This window comes from Pseudomonas sp. ITEM 17296 (genome assembly GCF_028895205.1).
In the GTDB taxonomy this organism is placed as follows: Bacteria; Pseudomonadota; Gammaproteobacteria; order Pseudomonadales; family Pseudomonadaceae; genus Aquipseudomonas; species Aquipseudomonas kermanshahensis.
The window spans coordinates 1-19,470 of record NZ_WJRS01000046.1 but is presented as its reverse complement, the minus strand read 5'-3'; the positions used below and the strand labels follow the sequence as shown (position 1 = coordinate 19,470).

At 61.3% G+C, this 19,470-nt stretch carries 19 protein-coding genes; all 19 read right to left on the bottom strand.

What is annotated here, in order from left to right:
• Window positions 1–79: 79 nt before the first annotated feature.
• A complete protein-coding gene (fleQ, locus tag GIB19_RS27405; protein ID WP_099454940.1) occupies window positions 80–1,555 on the bottom strand; it encodes a transcriptional regulator FleQ in 1,476 nt (491 codons plus the stop codon).
• Between the two features lie 168 nt (window positions 1,556–1,723).
• Window positions 1,724–2,017, bottom strand: a complete 294-nt coding sequence (locus GIB19_RS27400; RefSeq protein ID WP_099428639.1) for a flagellar protein FliT — start codon at window positions 2,015–2,017, stop codon at window positions 1,724–1,726.
• A gap of 16 nt (window positions 2,018–2,033) precedes the next feature.
• Window positions 2,034–2,429: a flagellar export chaperone FliS gene (gene fliS, locus GIB19_RS27395; protein ID WP_027593038.1), complete on the bottom strand. Its 396-nt coding sequence runs from the start codon at window positions 2,427–2,429 to the stop codon at window positions 2,034–2,036.
• Window positions 2,430–2,507: 78 nt separating this feature from the next.
• Window positions 2,508–3,863, bottom strand: coding sequence for a flagellar filament capping protein FliD (gene fliD / locus GIB19_RS27390; RefSeq protein WP_274888751.1), 1,356 nt, complete (start codon window positions 3,861–3,863; stop codon window positions 2,508–2,510).
• Window positions 3,864–3,942: 79 nt separating this feature from the next.
• Window positions 3,943–4,293 carry a flagellar protein FlaG gene (locus tag GIB19_RS27385; protein ID WP_238215392.1) on the bottom strand — a complete coding sequence of 117 codons (351 nt, stop codon included), beginning with the start codon at window positions 4,291–4,293 and terminating at the stop codon, window positions 3,943–3,945.
• A 76-nt stretch (window positions 4,294–4,369) separates the two neighbouring features.
• Entirely contained in the window at window positions 4,370–6,061 is a 1,692-nt protein-coding gene (locus GIB19_RS27380; protein ID WP_274888749.1) for a flagellin N-terminal helical domain-containing protein, read from the bottom strand.
• Between the two features lie 370 nt (window positions 6,062–6,431).
• Window positions 6,432–7,361, bottom strand: a complete 930-nt coding sequence (locus GIB19_RS27375) for a ketoacyl-ACP synthase III (protein WP_265970322.1) — start codon at window positions 7,359–7,361, stop codon at window positions 6,432–6,434.
• 294 nt (window positions 7,362–7,655) lie between these two features.
• A complete protein-coding gene (locus tag GIB19_RS27370; RefSeq protein ID WP_099428636.1) occupies window positions 7,656–9,221 on the bottom strand; it encodes a flagellar hook-associated protein 3 in 1,566 nt (521 codons plus the stop codon).
• A gap of 13 nt (window positions 9,222–9,234) precedes the next feature.
• A complete protein-coding gene (gene flgK / locus GIB19_RS27365; RefSeq protein ID WP_274888748.1) occupies window positions 9,235–11,277 on the bottom strand; it encodes a flagellar hook-associated protein FlgK in 2,043 nt (680 codons plus the stop codon).
• A 10-nt stretch (window positions 11,278–11,287) separates the two neighbouring features.
• Window positions 11,288–12,442, bottom strand: coding sequence for a flagellar assembly peptidoglycan hydrolase FlgJ (gene flgJ / locus GIB19_RS27360; RefSeq protein ID WP_099428634.1), 1,155 nt, complete (start codon window positions 12,440–12,442; stop codon window positions 11,288–11,290).
• Between the two features lie 11 nt (window positions 12,443–12,453).
• Entirely contained in the window at window positions 12,454–13,563 is a 1,110-nt protein-coding gene (locus tag GIB19_RS27355) for a flagellar basal body P-ring protein FlgI (RefSeq protein ID WP_027593046.1), read from the bottom strand.
• Between the two features lie 12 nt (window positions 13,564–13,575).
• Window positions 13,576–14,271: a flagellar basal body L-ring protein FlgH gene (gene flgH, locus GIB19_RS27350; RefSeq protein WP_016488460.1), complete on the bottom strand. Its 696-nt coding sequence runs from the start codon at window positions 14,269–14,271 to the stop codon at window positions 13,576–13,578.
• Window positions 14,272–14,319: 48 nt separating this feature from the next.
• On the bottom strand, window positions 14,320–15,105 hold the full coding sequence (gene flgG, locus GIB19_RS27345) for a flagellar basal-body rod protein FlgG (protein WP_027593047.1): 786 nt from the start codon (window positions 15,103–15,105) through the stop codon (window positions 14,320–14,322).
• 46 nt (window positions 15,106–15,151) lie between these two features.
• The gene (locus GIB19_RS27340) at window positions 15,152–15,892 is read right to left on the bottom strand and encodes a flagellar basal body rod protein FlgF (protein ID WP_186679627.1); all 741 of its coding nucleotides are present in this window, start codon (window positions 15,890–15,892) and stop codon (window positions 15,152–15,154) included.
• 159 nt (window positions 15,893–16,051) lie between these two features.
• Window positions 16,052–16,243, bottom strand: coding sequence for a hypothetical protein (locus GIB19_RS27335; RefSeq protein WP_274888745.1), 192 nt, complete (start codon window positions 16,241–16,243; stop codon window positions 16,052–16,054).
• A gap of 75 nt (window positions 16,244–16,318) precedes the next feature.
• A complete protein-coding gene (gene flgE / locus GIB19_RS27330) occupies window positions 16,319–17,641 on the bottom strand; it encodes a flagellar hook protein FlgE (protein ID WP_099428633.1) in 1,323 nt (440 codons plus the stop codon).
• A gap of 27 nt (window positions 17,642–17,668) precedes the next feature.
• Window positions 17,669–18,370: a flagellar hook assembly protein FlgD gene (gene flgD / locus GIB19_RS27325; protein ID WP_099428632.1), complete on the bottom strand. Its 702-nt coding sequence runs from the start codon at window positions 18,368–18,370 to the stop codon at window positions 17,669–17,671.
• Between the two features lie 12 nt (window positions 18,371–18,382).
• Window positions 18,383–18,826: a flagellar basal body rod protein FlgC gene (flgC, locus tag GIB19_RS27320; protein WP_099428631.1), complete on the bottom strand. Its 444-nt coding sequence runs from the start codon at window positions 18,824–18,826 to the stop codon at window positions 18,383–18,385.
• A gap of 2 nt (window positions 18,827–18,828) precedes the next feature.
• The gene (gene flgB / locus GIB19_RS27315) at window positions 18,829–19,236 is read right to left on the bottom strand and encodes a flagellar basal body rod protein FlgB (protein ID WP_099428630.1); all 408 of its coding nucleotides are present in this window, start codon (window positions 19,234–19,236) and stop codon (window positions 18,829–18,831) included.
• Between the last annotated feature and the right edge of the window lie 234 nt (window positions 19,237–19,470).

The following is a 19,470-nucleotide window of genomic DNA, read 5'->3' as shown; positions in this document are numbered from 1 at the left end:
GTGCTGCCACCGGCCTCTTCGCAGCACAAGGCTGCTCCTACAAGGGTTTACCGACTGCCTGAAACAGGCGCAAAGGGGGTCAATCCTCTGCCTGTTCCTCGCCACCCTGACGGCTCATACCGTACTTGCGCATCTTCTCGACCAGCGTGGTACGGCGGATACGCAAACGTTCAGCCGCGCGCGCAACGATACCGTTGGCATCGTCCAGCGCCTGCTGGATCAGGCCCTGCTCCAGGCTGCCCAGGTAGTCCTTGAGGTCAAGGCCTTCGGGCGGCAGCATCGCGGGGTTGGCGAAGTTCGGTGCATGGCCGTTGATGGCCACGCGCTCTTCGAGATCACTGCGCAGGTGGTCGACCATCTGCTCGTCTTCATCATCGACGTAGCGGAATTTTTTCGGCAGTTCGGACACGCCAATCACCCCGTACGGGTGCATGATCGCCATGCGCTCGACCAGGTTGGCCAGCTCGCGCACGTTGCCCGGCCAGCCATGCCGGCACAGCGACATGATCGAGGCAGAGTTGAACCGAATCGAACCGCGCTTCTCGTGCTCCATGCGCGAGATCAGCTCGTTCATCAGCAACGGGATGTCTTCCACCCGCTCACGCAGGGGCGCCATCTCGATGGGGAAGACGTTCAGGCGGTAGTACAGGTCTTCGCGGAACGTCCCATCCTCGATCATGCTTTCGAGGTTTTTGTGGGTCGCGGCGATGATGCGCACGTCGATGCTCTGGGTCTTGTTACTGCCCACGCGCTCGAAGGTGCGCTCCTGCAACACGCGCAGCAGCTTGACCTGCATCGGCAGCGGCATGTCGCCGATCTCGTCGAGGAACAAGGTGCCGCCGTTGGCCAGCTCGAAACGCCCGGCACGGCTGGTGATGGCACCGGTAAAGGCGCCCTTCTCGTGGCCGAACAGTTCGCTTTCCAGCAGCTCGGCCGGGATCGCGCCGCAGTTGACCGGCACGAACGGCGCATCGCGGCGCTTGGAGTGGTAGTGCAGGTTGCGCGCCACCACCTCTTTGCCGGTACCCGACTCGCCGAGGATCAACACGCTGGCATCGGTGTCCGCCACTTGCTGCATCATCTGCCGCACATGCTGGATGGCGCGGCTGGTGCCGACCAAGCTGCGGAACAGGTTCGGCTCGCGCTGGCGCCCGCGCTCGCGTGCTTGGTCGTACATCTCGCGATAGACCTGGGCACGGTGCAGCGAATCGAGCAACTGGCTGTAGCTCGGCGGCATTTCGAGGTTGGAGAGGACCCGACGGCGAAGCTCTTCCGGCAACTCTGCAGAAGAAATTTCACCTAAAAGCAGCACCGGAAGGAACTCATCCCACCCGGCCACTGTCTTAAGGAGCCCAAGGAGATTGCCCGGAGCATTCACGGCACCGACAAGTACGCACAGCACTTCCCGGCTCGAAGACAACGATTCCACCGCCTGCTGCCAGTCCTGGCTCGAGCACGCGAGGTTTTCTTCGCCTAGAAAATTCAGGACCACCGCCAGATCGCGGCGGCGGGCGCTGTCGTCATCGATCAGAAGAATCTTGGTTTCACGCCACATGCAATAGCAACTTCCCTAGTCATATCGGCGCCCTGTGGGGCGTGCTCGACATCATTCCGACTGAATGGTCAGTGTTCGGACGTCTGAAATTCGAAAACAGCCACTAGTAAAGTCAAAAACTTAGAAGCAGTCAAATTTATGGCGCCGAGCTTTGCGTTCTGCTCAGCGTCAGCTGAACAGATGGTATACCTTTGTGGCCTGTTTCGCTTGATTGATATTCGTCATTTGCTGGACCAAAGATTGACGTTCGTCACTTGCAACGTCGATTAGTTGGCGATAAACGTCCATCAGCGCTTCGAGGTTCACCCGAACCGCCGCCTCATCCTCCACCGCCCCTTGCAGCAATTCGTCCATCTGCGCCCTGCAGGCCAGGTCTAGCTCGCCGATGGCGGCCCAGTCGCGCGCTTGCAGTGCCTCGTTCAGGGCCTGACGGGTGTCTTCGATTCGCTGCAACGCGTTCATGTGGCCTCCTGGCGTGTCACTGCTCGGCTGTGGCGATGGCATCCCAACCACTTTTGACGGTGATCATCAGCTGGGCGACTTCGTCGATGATGGCGGGGTCGCTGTCCAGGTTGGCCTGGATCAGACGGGTGGCCATGTAGGCATACAGGCTATCGAGACGGTCCAGTTCGTCTGGGTTGTCGGTCTTTTCCTTGTCCAGCCCTTCACGCAGGCCACCGATGATGTCGATCGCCTTGCCCAGCATCACACCCTTCTGCGCCACGTCGCCGCGGCTGATCGCGCCCTTGGCCTGAGCCATACGGTCCAGCGAACCTTCCATCAGCATCTGCACCAGGCGGTGCGGGGTCGCTTCGGAGATCTGGGCGTGGGAATTGACCTTCTGGTACTGGCGAAGGGCTCTCATCGGGTGCATGGGGGATCCTCAGTGAACGGGGCAGAACAGTGGCCGTATACCTAGGTAATCGGCCCTGAGCTGGATTTCTTTAGGCTATTAGGAGTCGCTGTTGGACTTGTTCAGCGCGTTTAGCGTGGTCATTACGCTGTCGCTGGTCGCCTTGAGCTTGGCCACCAAGGTGTCCATGGCGTTGTACTTCTTGGTCAAGGTGTCGGTCAGCGACTCGATACGGCGATCAAGCGCGGTCTGCGACTCTTCCAACTGCTTGAGCTGGGTGGTCAGGCTCGCCTGGCGCGACGCGAGGATACCCCCTGTCTTGGCGTATTCTTCAGTGGCCGCGGTCATGCGACTGAGCAGGCCTTCCTTACCGATGAACAGGCCACTGATGTCAGCGCCCATCGTTTTGACTGCGGCATCCCACTTGTCGTTGTTGAGCTCAAGCAACCCCGTCTTCTGTACGGTATTGATGCCTAGCTGCGACAGCGTACGCAGGCCACCGGTACCCACACTGCGGGTGAGCTCGCTACGGATCGAGCTGACCAGCGAACGCATGGTCGCATCGCCTGTCAGCGATGCCCCCGAGGCGCTGCTGTCGTCGGCGCCCGTGGTGACCTTGGTCTGCGCATTGATGGTCGTCATCAACGCGTTATAAGCGGTCACGAAGGACTGCACCGAGGTTTTCAGGGTGTCGTTATTGCTCGCCACCACAAGGCTCGACTTGCCTTCCTTGACCAGGGTGATATCAACGCCACTGACCGCACCGGTCACGGTGTTGGAAGCCGATTCCAGCTCGAGGCCGTCGAGCTTGTACTTGGCATTCTGCGGCTCTGCGATGGTCGTCACACCGGTGGCCATGTCGGCGGTGCCACCCAAGGTCAGCTCGGTGCCATCACCCATTTTGGTCGACGAGAAGATCAGCCGCGAACCACTGGCGTCAGTGACAATGTTGGCCGTGATGCCCTTGGATTGCAGTTGATCGTTGATCGAGTCGCGCGCCTGCTGCAGCGTTGCACCCGCGGCGATGGACACGTTGTGCGTGGCATTGCCCTGGCTAATGGTCAGGGTTTGCGACTCGCCCGAATCGTTGATGATGGTCGAGGTGTTCTTGTAAACCTGAGTCGAAATCTTGGATGCCGTTGCCAGCTGGGTCACTTCAAGCGAGTACGTGCCCGACGACGCGCCATCACCCAATTTGATCTTGGCGATAGCTTCGTCAGACGACGACCCAGACAAACCATTGAAGCTCGCTGCAGTATTAAGCTTGACCAGCGCTGCGCGGTACGTTTCCAGCGCACTTTTGATCGTACCGATGGCCGACAAGGTAGTGGTGGCGGTGGCGGTCTGATTATTGATCTGGGTTTGCTTGGGTGCTTTTTCTGCACCCGCCAACGCCGCAACAAGCTCGTCGATCTTTAGACCCGAACCCAGTCCGGTAATAGTAGAACTCGCCATCTTCACACTCCTTATCGGTGACCGTCGAAAATCCGACGAAAACGCGTCCGTGCGGCTTTACAACAAAAGCCGTGCCAACTCAGGCCTGGGTATCAAACAACAGGCTGTTGGCATCCTTCAGGTTTTCCGCCAGTTTCAGTGCCACTTCGGAGGGCAGTTGACGGATGACTTCGCCGCTCTGGCGGGCGATGACCTTGACGACCACCTGGCCGGTGGAGTCATCGATCGAAAAATCGAGTTGTCGCTCTGAAGCCTTGACGAAGTCCTGGATGGCATTGACGGCCGTTTCCAGGGTTTCTCGGGCTACAGGCTGGGATTCTTGCTTGGCAGGCTCGTTGGCCGCCAGCTCGTTCTCTTGCCGCTTGCTCGCTGTTGCTTCGGGAGCAGCGGAGGCGGGATAGGACAGGCCCAGTTTCACGCTCATATCCATTTCTGGCACCTCTTGTTCTCGGAAAGACGAAAGGGTACGTCACCGTACCCTTCGTCAAACTACTTAGCGATCAGGATCAGCCCAGCAGTTTCAGTACCGACGACGGCAGCTGGTTAGCCTGGGACAGGATCGCGGTGGAAGCCTGTTGCAGGGTTTGCTGCTTGGTCAGCTCGGCGGTTTCCGAAGCGAAGTCGGCGTCCTGCACACGGCTGCGGGCAGCGGTGGAGTTTTCCGAGATGCTGTTCAGGTTGGCAACGGTGCTGTCGAAGCGGTTTTGCACAGCACCCAGCTGAGCGCGCTGGCTGTCGATCTGAGCGATAGCGGCATCCAGAGCCTGGATGGCTTTCTGCGAATCGGCAGCAGTGGTGATGCTCAGGTTGGAAACGGTGGTTTCCTGGGTGATGGCTACGGTGCTGTTGGTGGTAGCCAGGCCCAGAGCGGCCAGACCGGTACCTTGGCTGCCGTCGGCAACGGTGATGTTTTCTTTCGAGAACAGCTTCAGGGTGTTGTCGGCGTTCTTGCTGGCGGTGACGCCGGTGCTCGCGGTGTTGATCGCCGAGATGATGCCGTCCAGGGTATCGCCCTTGGTGAACTTGACTTCAGTGCCGTTCAGGGAGATGGAGGTATCAGCGACCAGTTTGGCTTCGGTAGTACCGGCAGCCAGACCAACCTTGGCCAGCGCGCCTTGGCCAGCGGCACCGGTGCCGTTGGTCAGGTTGATGGCTTTGCCATCAGCGGAGCTCAGTTGCAGACGGCCTTCGGAGCTCAGGGTTGCCGCGACGCCAGTTGTAGCAGTTTCAGCATTGATGGCGGCGAGCACATCAGACATATCCTGGCCAGCGGTTGCGCCGATTGCGGTGCCATTGATATTGAAGGAAATGTCGCTGTCGAAGCCGGCTGCAACGGTCGCAGTGGCTGCGAAGCCTGCAGTACCGCCACCGGTGGTGGCTGCAGTGGCAGTGAAGGTTGCCGACGAGCTCATGACGATGTCGCCGTTGCCATCGAGGGCTGCGGTTACGCCAGTTTTGGAAGCGGTGTTGGCAGCGTTGATCTTGGCGACAGTGGTAGCTGCAGTATCGGTGTCATCGAGAGCAACACCAGTGCCGTTCAGGGTCAGCGTAACAGTTTCACCAGCACCAACGTTTGCGAAGGTTACAGGGGCAGCGCGGAAGGTCGAGGCGCTGGTAGCGACTGCACCGGTAACAACTGCCGACAGGTCAGTAGCAACGCCATCAGTCTTAGCTTCGCTGAACGAGCCTTTCAGGCCAGTCGAGCTGATGTCGGTCATGCCGAACGAGATGGTTTCGTTGGCGCTGGAACCGATCTGGAAGCTGACGTTCTGGAACGAACCGTCGAGGACTTTACGGCCACCGAAGGTGGTGGTGTTGGCGATACGGGTCAGTTCGCCCGACAGCGCGGTGAATTCTTGTTGCAGGGAAGTACGGTCGTCATCGCTGTTCGAGCCGTTGGCGGACTGCAGGGACAGTTCGCGCATACGCTGCAGGATGCTGGTCGATTCTTGCATCGCGCCTTCAGCGGTCTGGGCGATGGAGATGCCGTCGTTGGCGTTTTTCACGGCAACGCTCAGGCCTTTGATTTGGCTGGTCAGACGGTTGCCGATCTGCAGGCCGGCGGCGTCGTCTTTGGCGCTGTTGATTTTCAGGCCGGAAGACAGGCGGGACATCGAAGTACCCAGCGCGTCGGAAGCACGGTTCAGGTTCTTCTGAACGCCCAAGGAGGTGATGTTAGTGTTAACGGTCAAAGCCATGACGAATTCCTCATTGAATGGATACAGCGGCTTCCGGCCCTGGCAACCGCCGGGTGTGGCCTAGAGAACCTTCGTAATGGTTATCGTCGGGTGCGCGGGTTGCTTGAGGGGTTTTTCAAAAAAAAAATGGTGGCACGCTGCCAGCCCAGTGAAATCAGGGGGTTAAGAAATTTTTTTTGGCGTCAAATTGTTGTGGGAGCGGGCTTGCCCCGCGAAACAGGCAACGCGGTGGATGGCACCGGCTTTGCCGGTGTTCGCGGGGCAAGCCCGCTCCCACAAGGGGAGAGTTGTGGCAGCTGAGGCCTGTGTAGTAGGCACAAAAAAAGCGCCGGGCGGTGGCCGCCGGGCGCTTTTTTGAGGCTACTGAAGGTCAGTCGCGATAGAGAATCGCCGAGCCCCACGACAGGCCCACACCGAACCCGCTGATCGCCACACGCTTCCAGTTACCGTCGAGCATGTGCTTCTGCAGCAGCAGCGGCACGCTGGACGACACGGTATTGCCGGTCTCGAGCATGTCCTTGACGAACTTCTCCGGGTTTTCTTCCTCGAAGCGGCGCGCCACGGCATCGACAATCGCCGCACTGCCCTGGTGGATGCAGAAGGCGTCGATATCCTTCGAGGTCAGCCCGCTGGCGTCGAGCAGCTCATGCAGGTGCGCCGGTACTTTGATCAGGGCAAAGTTGAACACCTGGCGGCCGTTCATGAAGAACTTGCCGTCGTTGACCTTGAGGTGCTCCGCGCCGGAACCGTCAGTGCCAAAACGCGCCTGGCCCAGGTTCCACACTGCATTTTCGCCCATCCAGGTGGCCGTGGCGGCATCGCCGAACAGCATGGTGGTGTTGCGGTCTTCCGGGTCGACGATTTTCGAGTACGGGTCGGCAGTGATCAGCAGGCCATTCTTCAGCCCTGCCGCTTCCATGAAGCCCTTGATCGCATACAGGCCATACACATAACCCGAGCAGCCCAGCGACACGTCGAACGCCGCCACGCGGGTCGACAGGCCGAGCTTGCTCTGGACGATGGCGGCCGTGTGCGGCAGGCCTTCTTCGTCACCGTTCTGGGTGACCACGATCAACGCATCGATCGATTGCGGATCAAGGTCAGGGTTGGCGGCGAACAGGGCCTTGGCCGCTTCGACGCACAGGTCCGAGGTTTCTTGGTCTTCGGCCTTGCGCGGCAGGAAGGACGCGCCGATCTTGCCGAACATGAACTCTTCGTCCTTGCCGAACTTCGCACCCTGGACGTAGTTGTCCAGGCCAGCGGTGGGCACGTAACTCGCGATGCTTTTGATGCCAATCATTCTGGCTTCCCAATGAAAACAGCCAAAGACCACCACTCGATGAATTGAGGGCGCCAAATACCGGAGCGTCACCCCACAGGGGGCAAGCAAGGCCTGGCAGCCTCGCTCGAATGCAAACCGGTAACAAAATGCTGCAACAGCTGCTGCATAGAATACAGGGAAGATGACCGTTTTGACTCATTGGTCACATTGAAATGCTACGAAAGCCTGGCGGGGGGTGTGGAGACTGGAGGGTTTTGCGGGGGGATTGAGGGATTTGGGGGCGCAAAGCGCCCCCAAAATCTCACAGCAAGATCAAAGCTTGTTGAACAGGCTCAACTGCGAAATCCGCGCAAACGCCAGCTGCGAGGCCTCGAGCATCGCCTGTTGCAGGGTCAGCTGGATGGTCGCCGACGCCATGTCGGTATCGCCAATGGCGCTCTGGGTGGTCTTGTTGGCCAGGCCCAGGCTGATGTTCTCCTGCTCCTGGATCTCCAGCGAGTTACCGCGCGCACCAATCGAACCGCGGGTAATGTCGATACGCTCACGGGCACTGGCCAGGTTGGAGATCGCCGAGTCGGTCGCCGTCTTGAGCGCTGCCTGCGCCTCTGGGCTGTCGACCGGCTTGCCCAGCGCCGTGCGCAGTTGACCGAGGCTGTCGAGAACGTTCTGCGTGCGGTGCGTGTTGGCCGTCACCGCGAACTGGTCACCTTCGCCAGGCGCACTGTCGAGCTGGAAGGTCACACCCGCCACCGTGACCGCGTTACCCGCCCCGACCGTGCCCGAGGCCACCGGCTTGCTGTCGGCACTGTACGGCTGCGCATACAGCGAATACTCGGTCGCACTGGTGAACTTGATCACCGCGCCATTGCTGGGGAACGTGCTGCGATAAGCATCGGCATCGGTGATGCTGCTGCCGGTAACCTGCGCGGTCGATGGGTTACCCGCACTGCGCGTGGCATTCAGGGTGTCGGGCTTGGCTTCGAGGGTGAACACATGGCCCGCCACCGCCGCGTCGGCATCGTCACCTTCCTGCAGGTTCAGGTTGATCTCGAAATCGACACCGCGCAGCGAAATCATCTTGCCGCCTTCGGTGTTGACGTCGAACTTGCCGTTGCTCGCGGTTTCGCTGGTGATGTCCTTGCCGGTGGCATCCTTGACGCTGTACTCGGTGGCACTGGTGAAGGTGATGGTGTACGGCTGGCCGCCGGCAAACTGGTTGTTGTAGGTGTTGGCCGAGGTCATCAGGCCACCGGACAACAGCACCTTGCCATCATCCGGGGTCGGCGCCTGCAGGCTCGACTGCGTACGGCTGTTGTTGGTCGCCTGGTCGAAGATGCTGAAACCGCTGTCATTGGTCGCCAGGCTCAAGGTATCGGAGACCTGCAGGCTGAGCTGGGTCTGGTCACCCTGGTAGCTGTAGGTACCGTCGCTATTGCGCACGTAGGGCGGCGTTGACGACTTGGAGCCGCCGAACATGTAGTCGCCATTGGCGTCGCGGGAATTGAGCAGGCCGAAGACGTTCGCCTCGATCTCTTTGATCTCGCTGGCGATCGATGCGCGGTCGGCATCGCTCTTGCCACCGTTACCCGCCTCCAGCGCCAGCTCGCTGGCACGCTGCAGGGCATCGTTGATGGTCGAGAGCACGCTCTCTTCCTGCAGCAGGGCATTCTTGACCGTGGTCATGTTGCCGTTGTACTGGTCCAGCAGCGCGCTCTGCTGCTGCAGCAACAGCAGGCGCGCGGCACCGACCGGGTCATCGCCCGCCGTCTGGATACGCGACTTGGAAGTGATCTGCTCGGTGGTCTTGGCCGTGTCCGAGAAGTTCTTCGAGTAGGTGTTGGCGCTGGTCTCATAAAACTGAGCAGTAGAAATACGCACGGCCAGCTACTCCTTAAAGGGCGTTGATCAAGGTCGAAAAGGTTTCTTGCGCCGCCTTGATGATCTGCGACGACGCGGTGTAGTAATGCTGGAACTTCACCAGGCTGGCCGCCTCGTCATCGAGGTTGACCCCCGACACCGCACTGCGGCTTTCGGCGGCGGACTTGAACACGGCCTGGGTTGCGGTGGTGTCGATGGCGGCCTGGCTGGCCTTGGCCCCCACGCGCTCGACCAGCGAGGCATAGGCCGAGGTGAAGCTGGTGCCACCGCCAGAGCCGGTGGCCACGGTCGACTTGGTCTGCAGCTCCAGCAGCGAGGTAGCGTTGCGGTTGTCGGCCTTGCCGTCGGCATTGAACGACAGGGTAAAGCTGTCGTTGGCAGACGGGCTGCCGCCGATGGTGGTCTCGACATTGAAACTGCGCGGCTTGCCGTCGCCATCAAGGATCGGCTGGCCAGCGGCATCGAGCATTGGCACGGCGACGGACAATTTGTTGTCCTGCCCAGGCACCACGCTGCCGGTGCCGATCTGCGTGCCCTTGGCATCGAACAGCTTGTAGCCCTGGGAACCGCCGTTGGCGGCGTCGAACACCACGCGCACCGGCATCGAGTCGCGAATCGCCTGCTGCACCAGCGCTGTATCGGCACCGCCGTAGATATCCAGCGAATCGCCCAGCACTGGCTGGGTGATGGTGCCGGTGCCACCGTTGCCGCTGCCCGCCGTGGCGCTGATCGGCCCGGCAAAAGCCAGTTTGTTGGCATCGGTCATGATGGTCGAGATGTTGCCCGCCGCGGAACGGGTCGGGATCACCTTGAAGCTGTCCCCCGCGGCCAGGCCACCGCCCTTGAGCGCCAGGCTGAAGCCGTCGATCACCGGGGCCGGGTCGGCGCTCAGGTCGAAGCTGCCCATGTCGGTGCCATCGGAGCGGCGCACGCTGTACTGGTTGGCGCTGGTGAACTTCACTTCGTAATCGTATGTGGTCAGCGCGCCGCTGTCGGCAATGGTCACATCGAGGTTGCCGGACCCGGCACTGTTGCTCGACGAAGCCAGGCTGCGCTGGGCCAATGCACTGGCGCTGTTGATGCTGGAGAACAGCGCGCTGCCGAATTGGGCGTTAGCATCCAGGCCTTGGCCCAGCTGGCTGTTGATGCTGTCAGCAACCACCAGGGCCACGCGGCCGAGCTCGTTCATCGACGGCATCAGCACGTCCTGGCGGTAGCGCAGCAGGCCGCCGATCGTGCCACCGGTCACCACCGAGGTCACGTCGGAGCTGAACGACTCGTAGTTGATGCGCAGGCTGGCTTGGCTTTTGTCAGCCACACCCGGCTGTACCGACAAGGTGTTGGCCTTGACCCCGGTGACCAGTGACTGGCCACTGCCCAGGTAGACGTCGTAGTTGCCGTCGCGCTCCTGCACCGTGACCCCGACCAGCTCGTTGAGCTGGCGCACGGCTTCGCTGCGCGCATCCAGCAGGCTGTTAGGGGTATTGCCGGTGGCGGTGGCCGCGACGATCTGCTTGTTGTACTCGGCGATGTTGCTGGTGAGCTTGTTCACCTGGCCTGCGAGCGTGCCGAGCTGAGAGTTGATCGTTTCGTTCTGCTGGGTCAGCTGAGTGCCCACCGCATTGAAGCGGTTGCTCAGGGTTTGCGCCTGGGTCAGCAGCAACTGCCGCGAAGCGACATCACCCGGCGTGGCCGAAGCGGTCTGCAACGCCGAGAAGAACGCGGTCAGCACCGAGCTGATGCCGGTATCACGGTCGGCCAGCAATTTGTCGACGCTGGTGATCTGGTCCTGGAACGCCAGCGAGTCGGCCTGCAGCGAGGTCGCGGTCTGCAACTGATTGTCCAGGTAGGCGCTGTAGATCCGGCGCACATCCGAAAGCGTGGTGCCCGTACCCAAAAAGCCCGCGCCCATATTGTGCGAAGGGCCCGCAACCTGAACCGCTTGCTGGCGCGAATAGCCACTGGTGGCGGCGTTGGCAATGTTGTTACTGGTAACCGACAGTGCCGCCTGGCTGGCACCCAGGCCACTCAGACCGATCGAAATCAGACTCGACATGTTTTAGTCCTTATAGATTCGTAGTTCTGCCAGCCATGGCGTATTGCGGGGTTGCTTGCATTTGCTGGGCGATGCTGATGATCTTCTTCGCATAGCCCGGGTCGGTCGCATAACCTGCTTTTTGCAGCTCTCTTGCAAACTGCTCAGGGTTATCGGCCGCGTCCAGCGCACCTTGATAGCGGGAATTGCCCTGTAACAGGTTCACCAGGTCATGGAAGCTGTCCTGGTAGGAATCGTACGAGCGGAACGCTGCGGTTTCCTTGACGAACTGGCCATCGCGGAACTCGCTGGTGATCGCCCTCGCCTGCTCGCCCTGCCAGTTGCCACTGGCCTTGATGCCGAACAAGTTGTGGCTGCTGCTGCCATCGGTGTTGCGCATGACCGACTTGCCCCAGCCCGTTTCCAGGGCCGCCTGTGCGACCAGGTAACGCGGGTCGATACCGATGCGCTTGGCGGCCTGCTCAGCCATCGGCAGCATGGTGGCGACAAAGGCGTCGCTGTCGGCGAAGGCCTTGTTCGGCGCCAGCGGCGGCTGGGCGACGGCACGCCCGACAATGCGCAGGCCGTTTTCCGGCACGGCAAAGGCCTTGGCCACTTGCTGGCCGTCACGGGCCGGCACGCTGGCGGTGTTGGTGGTTGCAGCCGACGGCACGATGCCTGCCAGCAGGCGGTCGGTGAGCTTGCTCGGCAAGGCCAGGCGCCGCGCATTGAGGGCTGCGACGTCATTGCGCGCTGCGCCGCTCTCGGCGGCATGCGCAGGCTCAGCCACCTTGTTGCCCCACAGCGCCGGGCCACTGCCCTCGCTGCGCGGAAACGGGCTGGTGGCGCCGGCCGTGCTTTTGCTCTTGGTCAACTGGCGCACCAGTACGTCCTGCAGGCCAATACCGCCCCCCTCGCGGGACATGCTCACGGCCAGCTGCTGGTCATACATGTCGCGGTACTGCTTGACCGTTTCGGTGTTCATCGGGTTGTCGTCGGCCAGCACATCGCTGGCCTTGCGCGAGGCCTTGAGCATTTCGCTGATGAACAGCGACTCGAATTCCTGGGCCACCTTGCGCACGTTGGCTTCGCTGTCGCGGTCGCCGTGCTTGAGCGAACTCAGGCGGTTGAGGTCGGTGTAGGCGCCGCTGTCGGCACTGCCAGACACCAAGCTTTTGCTGTTCATGCGCGGCGTCCTCAGATCACGATCAGGTCGGCCTGCAAGGCGCCGGCCTGTTTCAGGGCTTCAAGGATCGCCATCAGGTCGCCGGGTGCCGCGCCGACCTGGTTCACCGCACGGACAATTTCATCCAGCGTGGTGCCCGGGCCGAACTTGAACATCGGCTTGGCTTCCTGCTCGGCGTTGACCCGCGAACGCGGCACCACGGCGGTCTGGCCGTTGGAGAACGCGCCCGGCTGGCTGACGATCGGGTCTTCGGTGATGGTCACGGTCAGGCTGCCGTGGGTGACCGCCGCCGGCGACACCTTGACGTTCTGGCCGATGACGATGGTGCCGGTTCGCGAGTTGATGATGACTTTCGCCACGGCCTGGCCTGGGTCGATATCGAGGTTTTCCAGAATCGACAGGTAGTCCACGCGCTGGCTCGGGTCCATCGGCGCACTGACGCGCACCGACCCGCCATCCACAGCCTGGGCAACACCTGGGCCGAGCAGTTCGTTGACCTTGTCGACGATACGCTTGGCCGTGGTGAAGTCCGGGCGGTTAAGGTTCAGGGTCAGGCTGTTGCCCTGGTTGAACCCGCTCGGCACCGACCGCTCGACGCTGGCGCCGCCAGGAATTCGCCCTGCCGACGGAACGTTGACGGTGATCTTCGAGCCGTCACGGCCTTCGGCATCGAAGCCGCCCACCACCAGGTTGCCCTGGGCGATGGCGTAGACGTTGCCATCGATACCCTTGAGCGGGGTCATCAGCAAGCTGCCGCCGCGCAGGCTCTTGGAGTTACCGATCGACGAAACGGTGATGTCCACCACCTGGCCCGGCTTGGCGAACGCCGGCAGGTCGGCATGCACCGACACCGCCGCGACGTTCTTCAACTGCACGTTGCCGGAACCGGCCGGCACCTTGATGCCGAACTGCGACAGCATGTTGTTGAAGGTCTGCAGGGTGAAAGGCGTCTGGGTGGTCTGGTCACCCGTGCCGTTGAGCCCCACCACCAGGCCATAGCCGATCAGCTGGTTGGAACGCACGCCAGAGATGCTGGCGATGTCCTTCAAGCGCTCGGCCTGGGCCGCGAAGGCGCAGGACAGTAGCAGGGTTGCGGCAATCAGCTGCCTCACGTTGAACATGGTCATCCGTACTCAGAAAGGCCAAAGCGGGCTGATGAAGAAGCGGTCCAGCCACCCGGGCTGGCTGGCATCGGCAAACGAGCCGGTGCCCGAATAGGTGATGCGCGCATCGGCCACGCGGGTGGACGGCACGGTGTTGTCGGTGGCGATGTCATCGGCGCGGATCATGCCGGCAATGCGCACCAGCTCTTCACCGGTGTTCAGGGTCAGCCACTTCTCGCCGCGCACGGCGATGATGCCGTTGGGCAGCACTTCGGCCACGGTCACGGTGATCGAGCCGGTCAGGGTGTTGCCCTGGGTGGCCTTGCTGTCGCCCTTGGTGGCGCGCTCGCCGTTGTAACCGGCCTCCAGCGACAGGTCACCGCCGCCGAACGGGTTGTTGGTGTTGGGCGTGCTGCCGAACAGCGAGGTCAGGCCGATGTCGGCCTTGCTGTTCTTCTGGATCTGCGAACCTGCGTTCTTGCTGGCCGAGGTCTTCTCGTTAAGGGTGATGGTGATGATGTCACCGACCCGGAAGGCCTTGCGGTCGCTGTACAGGTTCTGTTCGAAACCGGCCTGGTAGATCGAACCGTTGTTGGCCGCCGCCGGCAACGGGGTGCGCGGCAACACCGGCGCATAGTACGGGTCGTTGGGCTTGGGCGTCGGCCCGACGCAACCTGCCAACAACACCGCTCCCCCCAGGGCGAAGACGGACAACAGACGATTCATGACGCTTACCTCACGGTGTATCTGGGCTACGGGGCCGGGATCAGGGGCTTACAGCTGCTGGGTGACGAACGACAGCATCTGGTCGGCGGTAGAGATGACTTTCGAGTTCATCTCGTAGGCACGCTGGGTGGTGATCATGTTCACCAGCTCTTCCACGGTGCTGACGTTGGAGTTTTCCAAGGTCTGCTGCAGGGTGGTGCCGAAGCCGTTCAGGCCTGGGGTGCCGACTTGCGGCGCGCCGCTGGCGGCGGTTTCCAGGAACAGGTTGTTGCCGATTGCCTGAAGGCCGGCAGGGTTGATGAAGTCGGCAGTCTGGAGATTGCCAATGACCTGAGCAGCCGGGTTACCGGCAGTGGTGATCGACACGGTACCGTCCTGGCCAACGGTGAACGTCTGTGCGTCATTCGGCACGACGATCGCAGGTTCCAACGCCAACCCATCGGCATTGACGATCTGGCCATCGGAATTCAGGTGGAAGGTGCCGTCACGGGTGTAGGAAACGGTGCCATCCGGCTGCAGAATCTGGAAGAAGCCACGCCCGTTGACCGCCATGTCCAGCGGGTTTTCGGTGGTCTGCAGGCTGCCGGCGGTGAAGTTTTTCTGGGTGCCGACAATGCGCACACCGGTACCCACCTGCAGGCCCGAAGGCAGCTCGCTGTCTTGGGTCGACTGGGCGCCGGGTTGACGCTTGATCTGGTAGAGCAGGTCCTGGAATTCGGCGCGATCACGTTTGAAGCCGGTGGTCGAGACGTTGGCCAGGTTGTTGGAAATGACCGTCAGGTTGGTGTCCTGGGCGGACAGGCCGGTTTTAGCGACCCAAAGAGCCGGAAGCATGCTGTTCTCCTCGTGCGCCTGTTTTACGGCACCCGTTCAAATGTGATTAGCCGATTTGCAAAACCCGAGCCATGGCTTCGTCGCCTTCCTTGGCCGTGTTCATCATCTTGACGTGCAGTTCGAACTGACGGGACAACGCCAGCACCGAGGTCATTTCCTCGACGGCGTTGACGTTGCTGCCTTCCAGGAAGCCCGACACCACGCGCACGTTGACGTCGGCATCCGCCGGTTGGCCATTGGTGGTGTGGATCATGCCGTCCAGGCCCTTGGTCAGGCTTTTGATGTCGGGGTTGACCAGCTTGATGCGGTCGACTTCGGCCATCATGCGCGGGTCTTCGCCCATGGCGCGGATGCTGATGGTGCCGTCTTCACCCACTTCCACTTTTTGCTCGGGTGGAATGGCAATCGGGCCGCCGTTGCCGATCACCGGCATGCCGTTGCCGGCACGCAGCACGCCCAGGGCGTCGATGTTCAGGCTGCCGGTGCGCACGTAGGCTTCGCTGCCATCCGGTGCCTGTACAGCGATGAAACCTTTGCCGGTCACAGTCACGTCCAGCTCGCGGCCGGTCTCGACCATCGGGCCTTCGCTGAAGTCGGTGGCCGGGCGCTCGGTCATGGCAAAGGCGCGCGCCGGAAAGCTGTCGCCAAACACCGGCATCGAGCGCGCCTGCTCCAGGTCGCGCTGGAAGCCGTTGGTGGAAATGTTCGCCAGGTTGTTGGCATGGGCCTTCTGCGCCAGCGCGTTCTGGCTGGCGCCGGTCATGGCCACGTAAAGCATCTTGTCCACAGCATCTCCTATGCGCGTACCTGCCGCGCTGTCACTGAGCAGGGATAAGCAATAATCGAACCAGGTCCGCAAACCAATGAATTCAGGGGTTACAGCGCGCCGAGAGGCAAAAACCGTCAGTTTGTCGGCGGATGTTTGCCGCGAGCGGCAAGGCAGCGTTCAGTACGCGCGGCAACCGGCGTTGTTGTAGGGGCCGGAAAAGCGCATCCAGCCTTCGCCTGGGTTGGTGGCCGAGCACATGAAACGGCCGGTGGTCAGGCTTTGCCATTGGTAGAAGGGGGCGGGGGCGGCGGCGAGCAAGGGGGCCATGGCGAGGATGGGGAGAAGCGCTAGTAGCAGCAGCCTTTTCATGGGGGTAACCTTTGAAAAATCTGGGGCTGCAAAGCAGCCCCAATTACAGAAAACAACACACCACACTAACCACCATCAGCTCATCTGAATGATGGTCTGCATGATGGTGCTTTCAGTGGAAATGGTCTTGGCGTTTGCCTGGTAGTTGCTCTGCGCCTTGATCAGGTTGACCAGCTCGCCGGTCAGGTCGACGTTCGAGTCTTCCAGCGCGCCGCCGGTGATCTGCCCCAGCGTCCCGGTATCCGGTTGGCCGACAACAGGCACGCCCGATGTGTATGACTCTTTCCAGGCAGTGCCGCCCACCGGCGTCAGGCCTTGGAGGTTGGCGAAGTTGACCAGCGCGACCTGGCCGATGACCTTGTTCTCACCGTTGGTGAAGTTGGCGAACATGTTGCCGCTGGCATCGATGCTCAGGCCAGACAACTCACCCGTCGCAAAGCCATCACCGCTCTTGGCGGTCGTGGCGGACGCGGCGTTGTATTGCGTGGTGGCGATCATGTCCAGCTTGACCCCAGAGGCATGCGCGTTGGCGCCGTTGGCGGCCCACACACCTGCAACTGTCTTCTGCGCCGGCACCCAGCCGTCCAGGTTGAAGGTCTTGTCGGCGTTGATGGTGAGCCCACCTGCCACTGCACCCTCGTTCATGAGCGCCGTGTCCAAGGTGCCGTCACTCTTGAATGGCAGTGTGTTTGCCAGCGGGGTGGTCGACGTCGGGTCGGCTGGGTTGCGGCCGTCGATGGTGGTGTACATGGTCCAGGAGTTAGTACCCGCATCCTTCATGAAGTACTGGTTCATCTGGTGCAGGTTGCCCTGGCTGTCATACACATCGGTGTTGAAGGTGTAGTTGTAGGTCTTGACGTTACCCGGGTCGAACGGCGACTCGGCCGGGGCGGTATCGCTAGACTTGAGGTTGAGCGTCTCAGTGATGCGCCCGGTAGGGTTGGGCGTCAGGTTGGACGTGTCGATCTTCAGGTCGGTCAGCGCGCCCGGGACGACATTGCCATTGCCATCAACCCCATAACCTTGCAGCTTGGCGCCCGACGAGCTGATGACATTGCCTTCCTTGTCGCTGTAGAACATGCCGGCACGGGTGTAGATCTTCGAGCCATTGTCATTCAAGGCGAAGAAGCCGTTGCCGTCGATCGCCATGTCCAGGGCTTGGCCGGTACCGTTGATGTTACCCGGCGTGAACATCTGCGACACCGAAGCGGTTCTCACACCAGTGCCGACGACCGTCTTGCCGCCGCTGGTGCCGCGGATGGAGTTGGAGTACTGATCCGCGAACTCGGCGCGCGAGGCTTTGAAGCCGGTAGTGGCGACGTTGGCAATGTTGTTGCCAGTGACGTTCAGGGCCTTGTTTGCTGCATTGAGGCCGCTAAGGCCGGTATTGAAAGACATGTGCTACTCCTGTCGTTAGCTTAGGCCCTAGATGCCAATGGTTTGAACTTTGGACAGCGCGACGCTGCCCAGCCCGGCGAGGTTGAGCGTCATTTCGGCGCCGTTGGTACCCATGGTCACGCTGGTGACGGTGGCCGGCAGGTTGGTGGTCATGGCCGTGGACGTGCCATCGATGCTGGCGGTGGCCTTGAAGGTGTAGGTACCCGCCTCCAACGCCTCGCCGTCGTCGTCCAGGCCATCCCAGGTGAAGTCGGCCTTGCCGGCGGCCTTGGAGCCCAGGTCCAGGGTGCGCACCAGCTTGTCGTCTTTGTCATAAATGCCGACAGACGTGGCGGTACTCGACGAGGTCAGGTTGACCGACCCTTTCAGCTCTTTGCTGGTGTCGACCAAGGCCTTGTCGGTCTGGACGATCACATTGCGCCCAACCAGCGACGAGGCCTGCAACGCCTGCGAAGACTGGAACGACCCGGCGATGTAGTTCACCGTGTCGTTCAGCGTCTGCATGCTTTCAAGGCTGCTGAACTGCGCCAGCTGCGCAACGAACTCGCCGTTTTCCTGCGGGTCGAGCGGGTTCTGGTTTTTCATCTGCGTTACCAGCAACTGCAGGAACGCATCCTTGCCCAGCGCACTGCCGGCAGCGCCGGTGCTGCTGTCGGTCTTGCTGGTCTGCTTTTGCAGCGAGGTCAGGTACGCGCTGCCGACTTCACTGGTGGAATTGGTCGTGGTCATGTCGGCTTCCTATCACTGACCCAAGGTCAAGACTTTCTGCATCATGCTTTTAGCGGTGTTCATCAGTTCGGCGTTGGTCTGGAACGCACGGCTGGCAGAGATCATGTCAGCCATCTCTTCAACCACGTTGACGTTCGGGTAGTAGACGTAGCCATCCTTGTTCGCCGCTGGGTGGTTAGGCTCGTAGCGCGCCTCCAGATTGCTCTGGTCTTCGACGATGCCTTTGACCTGCACGCCCTGCCCCGCTTCGCCCTGGTCCTCGAACAGCGACTGGCTGGCGCCGCCCTGTGCGCTCTGGAAGGTGGTGGCGAACACCGGGTGGCGGGCACGGTAGGTCTGGTCGATGCTCGACGACACGGTCTCGGCGTTGGCGATGTTCGAGGCCACGGTGTTGAGGCGGGTGTTCTGCGCGCTCATCCCGCTGCCGGCAATGTTGAAAACACTGGAAAGGGACATGGTTACTCTCCGCGCAGGGCCGAAACCAGCCCTTTGAATTTACTGTTGAGCAAGGTGAAGCTGGCCTGGAAACCGATGGCGTTTTCCGTGTAGTTCGATTGCTCGATCTGGGCATCCACGGTGTTCTGGTCGATCGACGGCTGCAACGGCGTGCGGTACTTGAGCGCCTCGTCGCTGAGGGCCAGGCCGTCGGCCTCGATGTGCCGGCTGTTGGTCCGGTCCAGGGCGAAGCGGCCGCTTTGCTGCTTTTCACTCTCGGCGGCGAGCACCGAAGAGAAGTCCATGTCACGCGCCTTGTAGTTGGGCGTGTCGGCGTTGGCGATGTTATTGGCCAGCACTTCGGCGCGCTGGGCGCGGAAGCCCAAGGCCTTTTCGTGAATGCCAAGCGCCTTGTCGAAACTGATGCTCATGTCGGGGAAACCTTCGGAGGTTGACCGGAGTGTCGTTGGTCAAGGTATAGCAAGGGCTGTGCCAACCGGCTTAAAGGCCGGAAACACGGGGTTGCAAGGGGGATGCTGGCAGGCGGGATGCCAGAAAAGCGGCAAAGTGCTTCCGCTTGGGGAAAGAAAAGCGGCAATCGCCGGGCGGCAAAAGCGGCAAAACAAAATATTGACGTCAGACCATCACGGCCGAATCCAGGCCCG